This window comes from Deinococcus soli (ex Cha et al. 2016) (assembly GCF_001007995.1).
Taxonomy (GTDB): Bacteria; Deinococcota; Deinococci; order Deinococcales; family Deinococcaceae; genus Deinococcus; species Deinococcus soli.
Genome location: NZ_CP011389.1, coordinates 1072241 through 1088169, shown reverse-complemented (window position 1 = coordinate 1088169; position 15929 = coordinate 1072241). Strand labels below are relative to the sequence as shown.

Here is a 15929-nt window from a genome sequence, read left to right as displayed (position 1 = left end):
GACCGGGTTTAGACTGCCGGGCATATGACGATCATGGATTCACTGCCCGCCGCGCCCCGCGTGGGGGATCACCTGGGCCGCTACACCGTCGAACGCGTCGAACCCCTGCCCGAGATGCAGGGCACGCTGGTGCTGCTGCGCCACGAACTCGGCGCCCAGCACGCGCACGTCATCCGCGCGGACGACAACGCCGCGTTCGGCGTGACGTTCCCCACCGTCCCGCAGGACAGCACCGGCGTGGCGCACATCCTCGAACACGTCGTCCTGATGGGCAGCCAGCGCTTCCCGGTGCCGGACCCGTTCTTCTCGATGCTGCCCAGGTCGCTGAACACGTTCATGAACGCCATGACCGCCAGTGACTGGACGACCTACCCGTTCTCCACCCGCAACGAGAAGGACTTCTTCAACCTGCTGGCCGTGTACCTGGACGCCACGTTCTTCCCGCTGATGCGCTACGAGAGCTTCCGGCAGGACGGGCACCGCTTCGAATTCGCCACGCCCGACGATCCCACCACGCCGCTGAAGTTGCAGGGCGTCGTGTACAACGAGATGAAGGGCGCGATGGCCAGCCCCGGGTCGGTCATGTGGCGCGCGTTCGGCAAGGCGCTGTACCCGGACCTGACGTACGCGAACAACAGCGGCGGCGCCCCCGAGGAGATCCCGAACCTGACCTACGAGGGCCTGCGGGCTTTCCACGCGGCGCACTACCACCCCAGCAACGCGTTCTTCTACACCTACGGGCAGCTGCCGCTGGCGCGCATCCTGGACGCCATCGAGAACCACGTCATGGCGCAGTTCGCGCCGCAGACGCTGGACGTCAGCATCCCCGACCAGCCCGCGTTCGACGCACCCCGCCACGAGAGCGCCGTGTACCCCGGCACGGACGTGGAACGCGGCGCGCAGGTCCTCGTCGGCTGGAAACTCGGGCACTCCAGCGACCCGGACCTGAACCTGCGCTGGAGCGTCCTGAGTGACGTGCTGCTAGGCAACCCCGCCGCGCCCCTGACCCGCCCGCTGATCGAGTCCGGGCTGGGCAGCGCCCTGGCGGACGGCAGCGGCTACCGCGACTCGTTCCGTGAGGGGGCTTTCGCCGCCGGACTCAAGGGCCTGCCCGCCGGGAAGGCCGCCGAGGTCGAGGCGCTCGTGCTACGCACCCTGGAGGAGATCGCCACGCAGGGCATCGAGCCGGAACTGATCGAGAGCAGCCTCCACCAGTTCGAGATCGCGCAGAAGGAGGTCAGCAACAGCGGCTACCCCTTCGCGCTGGGCGTGATGTTCCGCCTGCTCGGCCCCTGGATGCAGGGCGGCGACCCGGTCACCGGCCTGCGCCTCGACGCGCAACTGGGGCGCCTGCGGGCCGATCTCGCGCAGGGCGCGGTGTTCGAGCCGATGCTCCGCGACCTGCTCGGCAACCCGCACCGCGTCACGCTGGAAGTCGCCCCTGACCCCGCCTCGGCCGAACGCGCCGAGGCCGACGAGGCCGCCCTGGTCGAGCGCCTCAGCGCCGACTTCACCGACGAGGACCGCGCCCGCATCGTCGCGGACAGCCTTCGCCTGAAGGAACTCCAGGGTCAGGAGGCCGACCGCAGCGTCCTGCCCACCCTGGGCCTGGAGGACATCCCCACCGCCGCGCCCGCCGTGACCTACCACACCGAGCAGCCCGGCCGCGCCCGCGTGGCCCGCGCCGCGCAGCCTACCGGCGGCCTCACGTACCTGGACGTGCAACTGCGCCTCCCGGCCCTGCCGGACGACCTGCTGGACGCGCTGCCGCTGTACACCTTCGCCGTGACCCGCAGCGGCGCCGCCGGGCAGGACTACGTGAGCCTCGCGCGCCGCATCGAGGCCGTCACGGGCGGCGTCAGTGCCGCCGTCGGCGTGGGCACCCCCCCGGACGACCTGAACGCCGTGCGCCTCGCCGTGACCTTCAGCGGCAAGGCCCTGGCCCGCAACGCCCCTGCCCTGGTTGAGGTGCTGCGCGACCTGATCGCCGCGCCCGACTTCACCCGCGACCGCCTGGAACAACTGCTCAAGCAGCGCCTCGCGGGCCTGAAAGCCAGCGTCGTGCAGGCCGGGAACGCCTACGCCGAACGCCTCGCCGCCGCGCAACTGAACGTCACGGGCGCCGTGCAGGAACGCTTCAGCGGCCTCACCGCCCTGGCCACCCTGAAAGTCACCGTGGAAGGCGAGGGCGGCCTGGACGACCTCCTGGAGCGCTTTGGGCGCCTGCGGGACCTGATCCGCACGGCGGACCCCCTCCTCGCGCTGACCGCCACACCCGACGACCTGAACCTCGACCTGAGCCCCCTCACGGAGCTGTTCAGCGGCGACGCCCCTGTCGGCCGCCCCGCCCCCACCCTGCCCACGCGCGCCCCGCAGGCCCGCACGACCGACGTGCCCGTCTCGTACAATGCCGTCGCGTTCCCCACCGTCCCCTACACCCACCCCGACAGCCCCGCCCTGCTCGTCCTGTCCCGCGTCCTGCGCAGCGAGTACCTGCTGCCCGAACTGCGCGAGAAGGGCGGCGCGTACGGCGGCGCCGCCAGCTTCGACCCGCGCGAGGGCGTCTTCGCCATGAGCAGCTACCGCGACCCGCACGTGGCCCGCACCTTCCAGGTGTTCAAAGACGCCCGCACGTTCCTGAACGGCGACCTGGGCGAACGCGAACTGACCGAGGCGATCCTCTCCGCCAGCAAGATCCTCGACCCCCTCACCAGCCCCGACACCGCCGGCCGCCGCCGCATCTACGGCGACCACGCCGGGTACACCCAGGACCTCGAACAGACCTACAAGGCCCGCCTGCTGGCCGTCACGCTGGACGACCTGCGCCGCGTCATGGACACCTACCTCACCCCGGAACGTGCCACGTACGGCGTCGTCACCGGCCGCGACCCCAACAGCGACGACCTCGCCGCACTGGGCCTGACCTTCGAAATACAGGCCATCTGAGGGCAGCAATCAGTCGAAAGTAGGAACAGCAGAGGCCCCCTCCAGTGATCGGATGGGGCCTCATCGTTGAACTCCACGCCCGGACTCCGCTCTCCTCCTGCTCGCTTCGCTCGGATTGAACGGTTTTTGCAAACCATTCAACCGGAGTTTCAGATCTTCTTGAACAGCAGCGCGGCGTTCTGGCCGCCGAACGCGAAGGAGTTGCTCAGCGCGTACTCCACCTGCGTCTCGCGGGCTTCCAGGGGAATGTAGTCCAGGTCGAGGGCCGGGTCGGGGTCGGTGAGGTTGATGGTGGGCGGCAGGACGCCGTCCTTCAGGGCCTGCGCGACCGCGATGGCTTCCACGGCGCCTGCCGCGCCGAGCAGGTGCCCGGTCATGCTCTTCGTGGAGCTGATGGCCAGCTTGTGGGCGTGGTCGCCGAACACGTGTTTGATGCCCTGCGTCTCGTGCAGGTCGTTGAAGTGCGTGCTCGTGCCGTGCGCGTTGATGTACCCGACCTGATCGGGGTTCACGCCTGCCGTGGCGAGCGCCATGCGCATGGCGACCTGCGCGCCTCGGCCCTCGGGGGCGGGCATGGTGATGTGGTGCGCGTCGGCGCTGGTGCCGTACCCGACGACCTCGGCGTAGATGGTCGCGCCGCGCTTCACGGCGTGCCCGTACTCCTCCAGCACGACGACGCCCGCGCCCTCGCCCAGCACGAAGCCGTCACGGGTGGCGCTGAAGGGGCGGCTGGCGAGTGCCGGCTCGTCGTTGCGGGTGGACAGGGCCTTCATGTTCGAGAAGCCCCCGATCGCGATGGGCGTGATGGCGGCCTCGCTGCCCCCGGCGATCATCACGTCCGCCAGGCCCAGCTGGATGTAGCGCGCCGCGTCCCCGATCGCGCCGGTGCCCGTGGCGCAGGCGGTGACAACCGTGCTGCTCGGGCCGGTCGCGCCGTACCGCATGGCGACGTGCCCGGTGGCCATGTTCGCAATCATCATCGGGATGAACATGGGGCTGATGCGCCCCGCGCCGCGCGAGTGCAGCACGCCCGCCTGATCCTCGAAGGTCTTCACGCCGCCGATGCCGCTGCCGATCACGGCGCCGGTGCGCTCGCCGCGCAGCTCGTCCTCGCTCAGGCCGCTGTCCTGCACGGCCAGCGCCGCGCCCGCCAGGGCCAGCTGCACGTACCGGTCGAGTTTCTTCGCCTCGCGCGGATCCACGAACGCGGACAGGTCGTCGTTCACTTCCCCCGCGATCTTGCTGCCCGTATCCACCGGGTCAAAGCGCGTGATGGTCGAGATGCCGCTCTTCCCGGCCCGCTGCGCCTGCGCGAACGCATGCGCGCCCACCCCGATCGGCGTGACCGGCCCCAGGCCCGTGATCACCACCCGTTTCAGTCCTGAAACACCCACTGGCTTCCCTCCTGACTGGGCGCGCCCACAGGGGCCACCCGGAAAAAGTAGAGGCGGGAGGCGGATCTGTGCCCGCACCCCGCCCGCCGGACGTCCTGTGCGGACGTCACTGTCCCCTGGGCCGGGCTGACCCGACCAGGGAAGTTACTGCTTGCTCTCGATGTAATCGACAGCGGCCTGCACGGTGCGGATCGTCTCGGCGTCCTCATCGCTGATGGTGATGCCGAACTTGTCTTCCAGACCCATGATCAGTTCCACGGTCTCCAGGCTGTCCGCGCCCAGGTCCTCCACGAAGCGCGCTTCGGGGCTCACCTTGTCGGCGTCGACACCCAGCTTGTCCACGATCACGTCTTTCACATCATCAAAAGTTGCCATGAGTTCGTACCTCCTGATACTGAAGTCTGCGCCAGTCTACACGCGGCGCCCATGAGAGTCGGCTGATTTGAACGGGGTTCAAAGGACCGGAAAAGGCGGGTGTAGACGCTGCTCTCAGTGAGGATTCAGGCCGCCATCCACGCCGATGGTCTGCCCGGTGATGTACCCTGCGCCGTCGCTGGCCAGGAACGCCACGAGCGCCGCGACCTCCTCCGGCTGCCCGAAGCGCGCCAGGGGAATGCCGCCCAGGTACGCCTGCTGCACGGTCTCGGGCAGTTGCGCGGTCATGTCACTCTCGATGAAGCCGGGCGCCACGGCGTTCACGGTGATGCCGCGCCCGCCGTACTCCTTGGCCAGCGCCTTGGTCAGGCCGATCAGCCCCGCCTTGCTCGCCACGTAGTTCGCCTGCCCGGGGTTGCCCATCAGGCCGACCACGCTGGCGATGTTGATGATCCGGCCCGAACGGGCGCGCATCATGTGCTTGATCGCCGCTCGGCACGCGGTGAACGCACTCGACAGGTTCGTCTGGATCACGGCGTCCCAGTCCTCGTCCTTCATACGGATCGCGAGGGTGTCCCGCGTGATCCCGGCGTTGTTCACGAGCACGTCCAGGCGGCCCATGGTCTTGATGACATCCTCGACGAGCGCTCCGGCGTTCGCGGGGACGGTCAGGTCGGCGCCGAACACCTCGGCGCGGACGCCGTGCGTGGCGGCCTCGGCGGCGACCTTGCGGGCCTCGTCGGCGTTCCGGCCGTAGTGAATGGCGACGTCGAAGCCGCCCTGCGCGAGTTTGAGGGCCATGGCTCGGCCCAGGCCCCGGCTGCTGCCGGTCACCAGGGCGACTTTACGGGTGGATTGGGTCATGGGGTCTCCAGTGCGGTCCGGACGCCGCGAAGATGATGATGATCGTGATACAGGGTAAACAGCGCCACCTCCCGCACGCTCAGGCGGCCCAGCAGGTCGTGCGGCAGGGCGTGGGCGTCCAGGTCAGGCTCGGACCAGCGGGCCAGGGCCCCGCGCAGGGCCGCCGCGCCGGTGGCGTACGCGGCCAGCGCTTCGTCGCGGACCGGTTCAGCGACCGTCCGGTCCAGGGCGGGCACGTAACGGTCCGGGGCGGTGCCCCCGGCCGCGAGTGCCGCCTGGTAGGCGCTGACCAGTTCGGCGTAGCGGCGGGCTGGACCCGGCGTGCCGAACATGACCCGCAGGACGGGCCGCGGCGTGCTCAGGCCCTGGGTCACGCGGCGGTGCGTGAGGGTCAGGTGGCGCAGGTGCGTGATGGGAGCCCAGCGGCCGGGGGACGGCGCCTGAAAGAACGTCTCCAGCGGCAGCGCCTGGGCATAGGCGGTCCAGGTGGTCTGCGCGTCGGTCAGGCCGGCCAGCACCTCATCCCGGCGGTGGGGGTTCACAGCGTGAAGTCCTGGACCTGCGCGGCGCTGCCGACGTTGAGGGTGCGGGCGTCGGGCAGGATGCGCTTCACGAGGCCAGTCAGGACGGTGCCGGGGCCGAACTCGATGAACACGTCCGCGCCCGCTTCGGCGAGGGCCTGGATGGTCTCGACCCAGCGCACGGCCCCGGTAATCTGCTCGGTCAGCAGGCCCGGCAGGGCGGTCGGGTCGGTGTTCGGTTGCGCGGTGACGTTCGCGTAAACCGGGAAGGCGGGCGGCGTGAACGCGGTCGTCTGGAGCTCCGGGGCGAGCCCGGCGGCGGCGGGCGCCATCAGCGGGCAGTGGAAGGGCGCGCTGACCTTCAGGGGGATGGCCTTCAGGCCGCGCGCCTTCAGGGCGGCGTTCGCGGCCTCCACGCCTTCCTTCGTGCCGCTGATGACGGTCTGGGTGGGCGCGTTGAAGTTCGCGGGTTGCGCGCCCTCGGTCCCGGCGCAGACTTCCGCGACGATGGCCGGGTCGCCCATGACGGCGCTCATGGCGCCCGCGCCGACCGGCACGGCCGCCTGCATGAGTTTGCCGCGCTGGCGGGTCAGGCGCAGCGCGTCCCCGAGGCTCAGGGCGTCCGCGGCGACCAGGGCGGAGTACTCGCCCAGCGAGTGCCCGGCGGCGAACGCGGGCGTCAGGCCGGTGTGCGCGCGCCACGCGCGGTACGCGGCGACACTCGCGGCGACCAGGGCGGGCTGCTGGTTGGCGGTCAGGGTCAGCTCGTCGGGCGGGCCCTGTTCGATCACGGCGCGCAGGCCCGGCAGGACATGTTCGACCTGGGTGTACACCTCGGCGGCCTCGGGGAACGCGGTGGTCAGGTCGGCGCCCATGCCGACGCTGTGCGAGCCCTGACCGGGGAAGAGTGCGGCGATCTTCATGCGTTCACCTCTGCCTGCTGCTCGGCGGTCAGGCTGGGCGCGCCGCCCCACCATTTCATGGTGCCCGCCACCCAGCTCAGGCCGCCGCCGAACGCGATCAGCAGCAGCTGCTGGCCGTCCGTGATCTGCCCGGCGTCCACGCCCTCGCGCAGCACGAGCGGCACGGTCGCGGAACTGGTATTCCCGTAGCGGTCGAGGTTCACGATGGTCTTGTTCATGGGCAGCCCGAAGCGCTCCATGGCGGCCTCGATGATCCGCACGTTCGCCTGGTGCGGGATGACCCAGTCCACATCGGCGGTGGTCAGGCCGCTCTTGGCGAGGACCTGCGTGCCGCTGTCGCCCAGGACGCGCACGGCGAACTTGAAGACCTCGCGGCCGTTCATGCCGACCGACTCGCCCATGGGGAACCCGCCCGGCAGCTGGGGGGCGGCGCAGCGCAGGTACAGGCTGGACCCGCCGTTCCCGTCGGCGCCCATGATGAAGTCCTGGAAGCCGTACCCGGCGGGGACCGGGCCGACCACGGCGGCGCCCGCGCCGTCCCCGAAGAGGATGGCGGTGTTGCGGTCGTTCTGGTCCACGACCTTGCTCAGCGCCTCGGCGCCCACCACGAGGACGCGCCGGGCGCTGCCCGCGAGGATCAGGCCCTGCGCGACGCTCAGGGCGTACACGAAGCCGCTGCACGCGGTCGAGAGGTCGAAGGCGGCCGCGCCGGTCAGGCCGACCTGCATGCCGATCAGCGCGGCGGTGGACGGCATCAGCGCGTCGGGGCTGACGGTGGCGCAGATGACAGCGTCCACGTCCTGCAGCGCCTGTGGGTCGCGGCGCAGCATGTCGCGTACGGCGCCGACGCCCACGTCGCTGGTGTACTCGTCGGGCGCGCTGAAGCGGCGTTCGCGGATGCCGGTGCGGGACTCGATCCAGTCGGCGTTGGTGTCCATGCGGGCCTCGAAGTCGCTGTTCGGCACGACGCGCTTGGGGACGTACATGCCCAGCGCCGTGATGCCCAGCGTGGGCCGGGTGGGGGAGGGGTCGCTCATGGGGGCACCGTAGCATTCTTTGAACGTCCGTTCAATGAATTGAGTTCAGAGTTTGTCCGGCCGCATCAGACGCACAGCGGTCTCCAGTTCCACCCTGGGGCCAACACCACGCCCGTCAATTTCACTTCCAACCGCTGGTGTTGTCAGGTGCTCGCTCCGCTACTCCTGAATGCTGCTGGCAGCAGCGTAGAACACGAAAAGCCGGGGCGCTCCAGCAGGAACGCCCCGGCCCTTCATGCGGGATTACTCCGCGCTGGTCTCGGTGCTCTGCTCTTCGGTGCTCTCGGCGGCCTCGCTGCCTTCGCTCTTGGCGCCGGACAGCTGGGCGATGGCCTGCTGGAGGCCCTTCTCGCGCACGAGGCTGATGTAGTACGAGTTGATGCCGTTCGGCCCGAGCTGCTTGCTCAGTTCGGCGGGGGTCAGGCCGTTGGCCTGCGCCAGGGCGTTCATGGTCTGGTTGAACTCGGTGTCGCTGACCTGCACCTTCAGGTCCTCGGCCAGCTTCTCCAGCACCAGGTCACGCTTCACGCGGCTCTCGGCGTTCTTGCCCAGGTCGGCCATGAAGTCGTCCAGCTTGCCCTGCTCCTGCATGAACGCCTCGTACTCGCCCCACTTGACGCCCTGGCGGCCCAGGTCGTCCTTGATCTCTTCCAGCATGCCCTCGCGGCGGCGGTCCAGCAGCGCCTGGGGAATGTCGGCTTCCATGCCGTCGACCAGCGCGGTGATGAATTCCTCGCGGCGGGCGGCTTCGCCTTCCTGCTGCGCGCGGCGCTCCAGTTCACCCTTCAGGTCGGTGCGCAGGCGCTCCAGGGAGTCGAAGTTCAGGCTGCCCGCGAACGCGTCGTCGAGCTCCTGCAGCTGCTTGGTCTTCACGTCCACGACCTTGACGGTCACGGTGTGCTCGGCGTGCTCGTGGTCGCCGTGGCTGTGCGCGGGCACGGTGATCTCCACGGTGTCGCCCTTGGTCTTGCCGACCAGCGCGTCACGGACGTGCGCCTCGGCGACGTCCAGGTATACGGGGTACGTGCCGCCGTCCTCGCCTTCCTCCTCAATGGTCACCTGGTCGCCGGCTTCGATGGGACGCTCGACGCTCTCGAAGGTGGCGTTGCGCTCGCGCAGGTCGTTCAGGGTGCGCTCGAGCACCTCGTCGGTGATCTCGGGCGCGGCGGCGCTGAGGCTCAGGCCGCTCCAGTCGGCGAGTTTCACTTCGGGGTACGTCTCGCCCTTCACGGTGAACTCGAACGTCTGGCCGCTGGCCAGGGTCTGCGGCTCGATGCTGGCGTCCACGAGGCTGAGTTTCAGTTCGCGGGCGGCCTGGGTGTAGTGCGTTTCCAGCAGGCGGTCACGGACTTCCTGCTCGACGTAGCCCTTGCCCACGCGACCTTCAATGACCTTGCGGGGAGCCTTGCCGGGGCGGAAGCCGGGCACGCGCACGTCGCGCGCCAGACCGGCCCACACCTGGTCGTAGGCGCGGTTCACTTCGGCGGCGGGCACCGACACCTTGAATTCCACCTTGTTGCCTTCTCTGCTGATCAGCTCTGCCATTGGGTCTCCCGTCTGCGCCGCTTCCCCGGCCCCCGGTTCAGGGGTGCGAGCGGTCGCGGCGCGTTCCTCTGTTGAATCTGCCCTGCCGCTCACCGGCGCCCCACCACTGCGGGGGCCTGGGCGCGACATGCCGCCGAGCATGATAGTGCATTTACGCGCAGTGGACAGAGAGACGCGGTGCTGGGCCGCCGGGGCAGAGCGCAGCGGCGGCCCCTGCCCGCTGTGGGTGAGACCGCCGCTGTGGCTGTGGTGCGAGGAAAGGGACTTGAACCCTCACTCCCTACGGGAACCAGATCCTAAGTCTGGTGCGTCTACCAATTCCGCCATCCCCGCACGCTGGTTGTACCTGGCCCTGCATGAAATGAAATCCGGCCCTGGGCTGATGCCTGGGGCCGGGATTTCGGTGTGGGGTGGATTATGGGATTTGAACCCACGACCTCCGCTTCCACAGAGCGGCGCTCTAACCGGCTGAGCTAAACCCACCACGCTGGCCCACGTCCTGTCAGGCCCACACAGATTAAAGGCAGGGGGGCCGCCTGTCAATCCCACGGGCGGTGCGGGCGGCCCCGGTCTGCGCGTGCCGGTCAGGGCAGGGTCTTCACGTACGCCTGGATGGCGTCCATCTGCGCGTCGGTGGGGGGCGCGCCGTCCAGGCCGGTGGCGGCGAAGCGGGGCATCACGACGCCCAGCGTGCGGCCGCCCGGGGCCTGCCCATCCAGCACCGCGTGCCGGAAGTCGGCGGCGCTCCAGCCGCCCACCTTCAGGGCGGGGCCGACCGCACCCTCCGCCCTCGCGCCGTGGCAACCGGCGCAGTTCCCGGCGTACAGGACGCTGCCGTCCGGGGTGGCGGCGCTGCTGGCCGCCGCGACGACCGCGCCGCTGCCCGTGCCCGCCAGGCGGTGACCGGCATGGTACGAGCCGGCGCCCAGCGCCGCGCCCAGCACCAGCAGCCCCACGAAGCCCGCGATCTGCCCCGGCGTGAACCAGCCCCCGTGCGGGTCGGGCACGGCGCTCACCAGAGCCTCTGGCCGGGAATGAACTGGTAGTTCGTCAGCATCGGCGCGATGACCGGGCCGTACACCAGGATCACCAGCACGAGGGCCACGAACGTCAGGGCCAGCAGCGGCTCGGTGCGGCGCACCAGGGGGCTGGCGTCGGCCAGGGTCTCCCCGGCGGCGCTGATCGCGTCACTTCTGGGGATCGGGGTGCTTTCCGGGTCGTCCACGCGCCGGGAGAGCAGCGTGCGCCACAGCACCGTGTAGAAGAGGATCGCCGCGATGAACAGCACCCCGCCGCTGGCGGCCGTGATTATCTTCGGCAGGCCCAGGTGCATGGCGTCGTACACGCCCTGCTGCGCCGAGGCGCTCACCAGGGCGCGCCTCGGCACGCCCGCCAGTCCCTGCCAGTGCATGCCGAGCGCGAAGAGCATCATGCCCGTGAACCACCACCACACCGACGCCAGCGCTGTTCGCGGCGACGCGAGCCGCTTCCCGGTCAGGTGCGGGACCAGCCAGAACATCACGCCCATGAACGTCAGGGTGGTCGCGGTCCCGACCGTGATGTGGAAGTGCCCGGGAATCCACGCGGTGTTGTGCACCACGGGCGAGAAGGCCATGGAGGCGTTCACGATGCCGCCCGCCCCGCCGAAGATGAACGACACCATGGCGAGCACCTGCGCGGTCATGCTGGCGTTCCCCCACGGCAGGCGGCGCACCCAGCCGATCAGGCCCCGGCCCCCCCGGGCGCGGGCGGCGTCCTCCAGCGACGCGGCGGCGCTGAACGCGGTCAGCAGGCTGGGCACCGCGACCAGGAACGTCAGGAACATGTGGATGATCTTCCAGCTGTTCTGCACGTTCGGGTCGGCGTACTGGTGGTGCAGGCCCACGGGCACGCTGAACACCAGGAACATCGCGAACGCCAGGCGGGTCAGGCCCTCGCTGGCCATGCGGCCGCCCGCCTGACGGGGCAGGAACGCGTACCACGAGATGTACGCCGGGAGCAGCCAGAAGTACACGATGGGGTGCCCCGTCCACCAGAACAGCGTGCGGGCCAGCAGCGGGTCCACGCCGCGCGTCAGCCCCAGCGACCAGGGGATCAGCATGACCACGACCTCGACCACGAGGCCCAGCGCCGCCACGACCCACATCAGCCACGTGGCGACGCTCATGTACGTCACGACGGGGGTCACGCGGCCCGGGTGGGCGCGTTTCCAGGCCAGCCACAGCCACACGACCTGCCCGGCCACCAGCAGGCTCGCAGCGACCATCACGGCCGCGCCGATGTAGAACACCGGGCTGCCCTCCAGCGGCGGGTAGAAGGTGTACAGCACCGTCGCGTCGTTCGTCAGCAGGGGCACGGCGGCCGTGAGCAGCCCCGCCGTCATCATCAGGTACGTGAACCACGCAAAGCGCATGTTCGGGCGGACGTTCAGGTCCCGCACCGGCAGGTACAGCATCCAGCCGCTGATGAAGAACTGCGTGAACACCAGCGCGTTCAGCACGCCGTGCAGCGTCAGGCCCTGGTAGTACGACTTGATCAGGACCTTCAGCAGGGGAGAGTCGTACACGTTGATGCCGCCGTAGTTCAGCGCCTGCAGCGGCCCCAGCAGCACGCCGATCATCAGGGCGATGAAGGCGGTCACGGCGTAGTACTGCGTGAGCGTCTTGAGGCTGCTGAGCGTCGCGGCGTCCAGGCCCGGCAGCGCCGCGCCGGGGGCCGACTTGGAGGGAAGGGCGGTGGTCACTGGGTCTCCTTCAGGGTGGATTGGGCAGGCGGATCGACCACGAAGCGGGTGATCATGTTGTGATGCCCCACCCCGCAGTACTCGTTGCAGATGGCGTGCTGCTCGCCCGGGTGGCGGAACGTGACGGTCAGGGAGGCGACGTGCCCGGGCAGGATCTCGGCGTTGATGTTCGTGCCGGTCACCTGAAAGCCGTGCGCGACGTCGGTCGCGGTGACGTGCAGCGTGACCGGCACGCCCGCCGGGACGCGCAGCACCGCCGGCTGGAACGTGAAGTTCCCCGCCACGATGTACGCGTCCAGGGTGCCCTGATCGTTCAGAAGGGGCTGCCCGGCCGCGTCCACGACCAGGCCCGGTTTCGCGAAGGGCGTCGCGGCCAGATTCTTCGGATCCACGCGGCCCCGGACGATGGGCCCGTCGTGGGCATGTCCGCTGCCCGCGTCCAGCAGGGGGTAGGTGCCGCTGACCACGCTGGCCAGCACGCCCACGAACAGCAGCGCCGTCATGACCGCCGCCACGCCCAGCCACGCGGTCTCGTAGCGTTCCAGCGCGTGGTGGTCCAGCCGGGCGGACGGGGCGGATTCAGGAGCGCGGCTCATGTCAGGCCCGCCCCTGCAGGACGCCCAGCGCCAGCATCCACAGGCTCAGGATGCTCAGCACCAGGGTGATCACCACGACCAGCGCGCCGCGCGGGGCCTCACCGCCCTCCTGCGGGTGGTGCGGGCCGCTCACGCCTGCGCCTCCGCGCCACTGGCGGCACCGGGCTTGAGACCGGAGTCATCCGATTCCCGGACGGTCAGGACAGCGCTGACCGTCCGTCCATCTCCTGAACTCCGGTCTCCATTGCTGCTCCTTTCAGTCGGGTTCGTCTGCGACTCACCGCAACCCATGTTCAGTCCGTCCTCGTGCGCGTAGTCGCGCAGCACGTCACTGACGGTCACGACGCCCACCACGCGCCCCTGGTCGTCCACGACGGGCAGCGCGCCCACGCGGTGCGTGAGCATGGTGTGCGCCGCGTCGCGGGCGTCCGCGTCGGGACGGGTCGTGAGCACCGAGCGGCGCATCACGTCCGCCACGGACACGGCCGCCAGCCGCGTCGTGGCCTCCCAGGGGGACAGGCTGGACACGCGGCTGGGCATCGCCTCGCGCACGTCGCGGTCGGTCACGATGCCCACCAGGGTCACGCCGTCCAGCACGGGCAGACGGCGGATGCCGCGCGAACGCATCAGGTGCGCCGCGTCCGGCAGGGACAGGGTCGGGGCCGCCGTGATCACCGGGGCCGTCATCAGATCAAGTACTCGCATGGAACACCTCCATGCCGTGAGGGTCCAGTGAGGGCATTACGAAGGCATTACGACCCGCTCAGCCCCGCTTCGGGCCGTCTGGGCGCGGCAGCAGCGAGGGCCCCGGGGGTGACCTGGGCCCTTCATCCAGCCTGTCTGTCCGTCAGGTGCGGTCGCCGGAACCGGCCGGGCGGAACGGCGCGTCCACGCACGGCAGTTCGCCCTCCTTGAGCCGCTCGGCGAACGCCACCGTCTCCGGCAGCGGCGTGTCTCCGATCTCGGTCAGAAGGTACTGCCGGTAGCGGCGGTAGTACTCGGTCGCCGCGTACCGGTCCCGGGTCATCGCCAGACACGCCATCAGCCGCTGGTGGTGATCCTCCCCGATCAGCGGGTCGGCCTGAGCGGCCCGCACGAGATCCTGCGCCGCCAGCGGGCACTCGTGCGCCGCGCAGTGCAGCCGCGCCAGGGTCAGGTGCGCCTCCACGACCGCCGCGCGGTGCGCCTGCCGGGCCTCCTGCACCCACTCGCCCGTCAGGTGCGGCAGGTACTCGCCTTCCACGCAAGCCAGGGCCCGGCGCAGCAGGTCCTCCTGCACGCGCGGCAGTTGGGCCTCCCGCGCGCCGTGCAGCGCCCGGTGCAGCGCCGCCGTGTCACTGGCCGCCAGCAGGTCCGGGTGCAGCGCGTACCGCCCGCCGCGCTCGGTCACCGCCTCCGGGAAGTCCAGCGCGTGCCGCAGCCGGTGCAGCGCCACCCGGAAGCGGTTCGCGGCGGCCGGGGTGTCCTCCAGATCCCACAGGTCCCGCAGCAGGTCATGCCGGTAACGGCCGTCCGGGTGCGCGTGCAGGTACCACAGCAGTTCCTCCGCGCTGCGCGCGGGCCACGCGACCGGCACGCCGCCGCGCAGCACCTCCGCCTGCCCCAGTGAGCGCAGCAGCCAGTCCCCATTCGGCCTGTCCCCGTCCGTCATGCCCGCCACCTCCTGCACCCATGGTGCCACGCGCAGGCGCGCGCAGGTGTTCCGCCCGCAGGGAGTACGCTGGGGGGCACATGAACTTCGAGCTGCCCGGCGACCTGCGTGACATGCAGGCGACCATCCGCGACTTCATGCTCACGCGCGTCGAACCCCGCGCGCACGAGATCGAGGAGACCAACCACGTCCCCGACGACCTGCTGCGCGAGGCCGCCGCCCTGGGCCTGTTCGGCCTGAGCATCCCCGAGGCGTACGGCGGGGTCGGCCTGGGCGCCCTGGGCCGCTGCGCCGTATACGAGGCGCTCGGCATGGGCCACATGGGCTTCGGCGGTGTGATCAGCGCGCACGCCAGCATCGGCACGAGCGGCCTCGTGAAGCTCGGCACCGACGATCAGAAGGTGCGCTTCCTGCCGCGCATGGCCTCGGGCGAGTGCGTGGCGGGCTTCGCCATCACCGAACCCAGCTCCGGCAGCGACGCGGCGAACATCCGCACCCGCGCCGAGAAGAGGGGCGACGTGTACGTCCTGAACGGCACCAAGCACTACATCAGCAACGCGCCCATCGCGGGCCTGCTGACCGTCATCGCCGTCACCGACCCCGCCCGCGGCAGCAAGGGCATGAGCGCCTTTCTCGTCGAGCCGCAGAGCACGCCGGGCGTCAGCATCGGCAAGATCGACGAGAAGATGGGCCAGAAGGGCGCCCTGAGCGCCGAAGTCATCTTCCAGGACGCCGAGATTCCCGCCGCGAACCTCCTGGGGCCCGAACACCTCGGGTACCGCGAGGCGCTGGGCATCCTCACGAACGGCCGCGTCGGCATCGCCGCGCGCAGTACGGGCGCCATGCAGCGCCTGCTGGACCTGTCCGTCGCGCACGCCCAGGCCCGCGAACAGTTCGGGAAACCCATCGCGGAGTTCCAGGCCGTGCAGTTCATGCTCGCCGAGATGGAGATCGCCGTACAGACCAGCCGCGTCCTGTGGCAGAAAGTCGCGTGGATGGTCGACCAGGGCCAGGACGTGCGCCGCATGGCCTCTGTCGCCAAGTACCACGCCACCGAGGCCCTCTCCCAGGTGGCCGACAGGGCCGTGCAGGTCGCGGGCGGCATGGGCTACATGAAAGACAGCCCCGTCGAACGCTACTACCGCGACCAGCGCCTCCTGCGCATCTACGAGGGCACCAGCGAGATCCAGAAACTCATCATCGCGGGCGACCTGCTGCGCTGACAGCAGAGTCCAGAGGTGTGGAGGGATCCCCTCGATACCTCTGGACCGAGCAGGGCAAGCACCTGAGAAAGACAGCGGCCGGAAGTGGATCTAAGGGGCGTGGTGCCGGCC

15 protein-coding genes and 2 tRNA genes are annotated in these 15929 nt (G+C 70.2%); 2 read left to right on the top strand and 15 right to left on the bottom strand.

Annotated elements, in window-relative coordinates; all coding sequences use genetic code 11:
* Positions 1–24: 24 nt before the first annotated feature.
* Complete coding sequence (locus tag SY84_RS05330) at positions 25–2946, top strand: insulinase family protein (RefSeq protein WP_046843147.1); 2922 nt, start codon at positions 25–27, stop codon at positions 2944–2946.
* 149 nt (positions 2947–3095) lie between these two features.
* Here SY84_RS05330 and fabF read toward each other — a convergent pair whose 3' ends face one another.
* From fabF to SY84_RS05260, 15 genes are all read right to left on the bottom strand, one after another.
* Positions 3096–4340, bottom strand: coding sequence for a beta-ketoacyl-ACP synthase II (fabF, locus tag SY84_RS05325; protein WP_046843146.1), 1245 nt, complete (start codon positions 4338–4340; stop codon positions 3096–3098).
* Between the two features lie 144 nt (positions 4341–4484).
* Positions 4485–4715 carry an acyl carrier protein gene (gene acpP, locus SY84_RS05320; RefSeq protein WP_046843145.1) on the bottom strand — a complete coding sequence of 77 codons (231 nt, stop codon included), beginning with the start codon at positions 4713–4715 and terminating at the stop codon, positions 4485–4487.
* A 114-nt stretch (positions 4716–4829) separates the two neighbouring features.
* Positions 4830–5579, bottom strand: coding sequence for a 3-oxoacyl-[acyl-carrier-protein] reductase (gene fabG, locus SY84_RS05315; RefSeq protein ID WP_046843144.1), 750 nt, complete (start codon positions 5577–5579; stop codon positions 4830–4832).
* A complete protein-coding gene (locus tag SY84_RS05310; RefSeq protein ID WP_046843143.1) occupies positions 5576–6121 on the bottom strand; it encodes a DinB family protein in 546 nt (181 codons plus the stop codon). Before SY84_RS05310 ends, fabG begins: the two co-directional genes overlap by 4 nt.
* The gene (gene fabD, locus SY84_RS05305) at positions 6118–7023 is read right to left on the bottom strand and encodes an ACP S-malonyltransferase (RefSeq protein ID WP_046843142.1); all 906 of its coding nucleotides are present in this window, start codon (positions 7021–7023) and stop codon (positions 6118–6120) included. Before fabD ends, SY84_RS05310 begins: the two co-directional genes overlap by 4 nt.
* Positions 7020–8060: a beta-ketoacyl-ACP synthase III gene (locus SY84_RS05300; RefSeq protein WP_046843141.1), complete on the bottom strand. Its 1041-nt coding sequence runs from the start codon at positions 8058–8060 to the stop codon at positions 7020–7022. The genes fabD and SY84_RS05300 overlap by 4 nt, the downstream gene beginning before the upstream one ends.
* A 243-nt stretch (positions 8061–8303) precedes the next feature.
* Positions 8304–9605 carry a trigger factor gene (gene tig / locus SY84_RS05295; protein ID WP_046843140.1) on the bottom strand — a complete coding sequence of 434 codons (1302 nt, stop codon included), beginning with the start codon at positions 9603–9605 and terminating at the stop codon, positions 8304–8306.
* 247 nt (positions 9606–9852) lie between these two features.
* Positions 9853–9938: transfer RNA gene (locus tag SY84_RS05290), tRNA-Leu, on the bottom strand.
* A 73-nt stretch (positions 9939–10011) separates the two neighbouring features.
* A tRNA-His gene (locus SY84_RS05285) sits at positions 10012–10088 on the bottom strand.
* Positions 10089–10189: 101 nt separating this feature from the next.
* Positions 10190–10621, bottom strand: coding sequence for a c-type cytochrome (locus tag SY84_RS05280; RefSeq protein WP_229755695.1), 432 nt, complete (start codon positions 10619–10621; stop codon positions 10190–10192).
* Positions 10618–12348: a b(o/a)3-type cytochrome-c oxidase subunit 1 gene (locus tag SY84_RS05275; protein ID WP_245621415.1), complete on the bottom strand. Its 1731-nt coding sequence runs from the start codon at positions 12346–12348 to the stop codon at positions 10618–10620. The genes SY84_RS05280 and SY84_RS05275 overlap by 4 nt, the downstream gene beginning before the upstream one ends.
* Positions 12345–12944, bottom strand: coding sequence for a cytochrome c oxidase subunit II (locus SY84_RS05270; protein ID WP_046843139.1), 600 nt, complete (start codon positions 12942–12944; stop codon positions 12345–12347). Before SY84_RS05270 ends, SY84_RS05275 begins: the two co-directional genes overlap by 4 nt.
* A 1-nt stretch (position 12945) precedes the next feature.
* Positions 12946–13077, bottom strand: a complete 132-nt coding sequence (locus SY84_RS17000; RefSeq protein WP_268236006.1) for a hypothetical protein — start codon at positions 13075–13077, stop codon at positions 12946–12948.
* Complete coding sequence (locus SY84_RS05265) at positions 13074–13649, bottom strand: CBS domain-containing protein (protein ID WP_211117127.1); 576 nt, start codon at positions 13647–13649, stop codon at positions 13074–13076. Before SY84_RS05265 ends, SY84_RS17000 begins: the two co-directional genes overlap by 4 nt.
* A gap of 142 nt (positions 13650–13791) precedes the next feature.
* Positions 13792–14595, bottom strand: a complete 804-nt coding sequence (locus SY84_RS05260) for an AfsR/SARP family transcriptional regulator (protein WP_046844959.1) — start codon at positions 14593–14595, stop codon at positions 13792–13794.
* Positions 14596–14675: 80 nt separating this feature from the next.
* Here SY84_RS05260 and SY84_RS05255 point away from each other — a divergent pair, with 80 nt between their 5' ends.
* Positions 14676–15818: an acyl-CoA dehydrogenase family protein gene (locus tag SY84_RS05255; RefSeq protein ID WP_046843138.1), complete on the top strand. Its 1143-nt coding sequence runs from the start codon at positions 14676–14678 to the stop codon at positions 15816–15818.
* Positions 15819–15929: the final 111 nt, after the last annotated feature.

Bases quoted from the DNA above. Each gene is read 5' to 3' on its own strand.
- SY84_RS05300 (WP_046843141.1), bottom strand. From the start codon at position 8,060: ATGAGCGACCCCTCCCCCACCCGGCCCACGCTGGGCATCACGGCGCTG.
- SY84_RS05260 (WP_046844959.1), bottom strand. From the start codon at position 14,595: ATGACGGACGGGGACAGGCCGAATGGGGACTGGCTGCTGCGCTCACTG.
- SY84_RS05330 (WP_046843147.1), top strand. From the start codon at position 25: ATGACGATCATGGATTCACTGCCCGCCGCGCCCCGCGTGGGGGATCAC.
- acpP (WP_046843145.1), bottom strand. From the start codon at position 4,715: ATGGCAACTTTTGATGATGTGAAAGACGTGATCGTGGACAAGCTGGGT.
- fabG (WP_046843144.1), bottom strand. From the start codon at position 5,579: ATGACCCAATCCACCCGTAAAGTCGCCCTGGTGACCGGCAGCAGCCGG.
- fabD (WP_046843142.1), bottom strand. From the start codon at position 7,023: ATGAAGATCGCCGCACTCTTCCCCGGTCAGGGCTCGCACAGCGTCGGC.
- SY84_RS05265 (WP_211117127.1), bottom strand. From the start codon at position 13,649: ATGCGAGTACTTGATCTGATGACGGCCCCGGTGATCACGGCGGCCCCG.
- SY84_RS05255 (WP_046843138.1), top strand. From the start codon at position 14,676: ATGAACTTCGAGCTGCCCGGCGACCTGCGTGACATGCAGGCGACCATC.
- SY84_RS05270 (WP_046843139.1), bottom strand. From the start codon at position 12,944: ATGAGCCGCGCTCCTGAATCCGCCCCGTCCGCCCGGCTGGACCACCAC.
- tig (WP_046843140.1), bottom strand. From the start codon at position 9,605: ATGGCAGAGCTGATCAGCAGAGAAGGCAACAAGGTGGAATTCAAGGTG.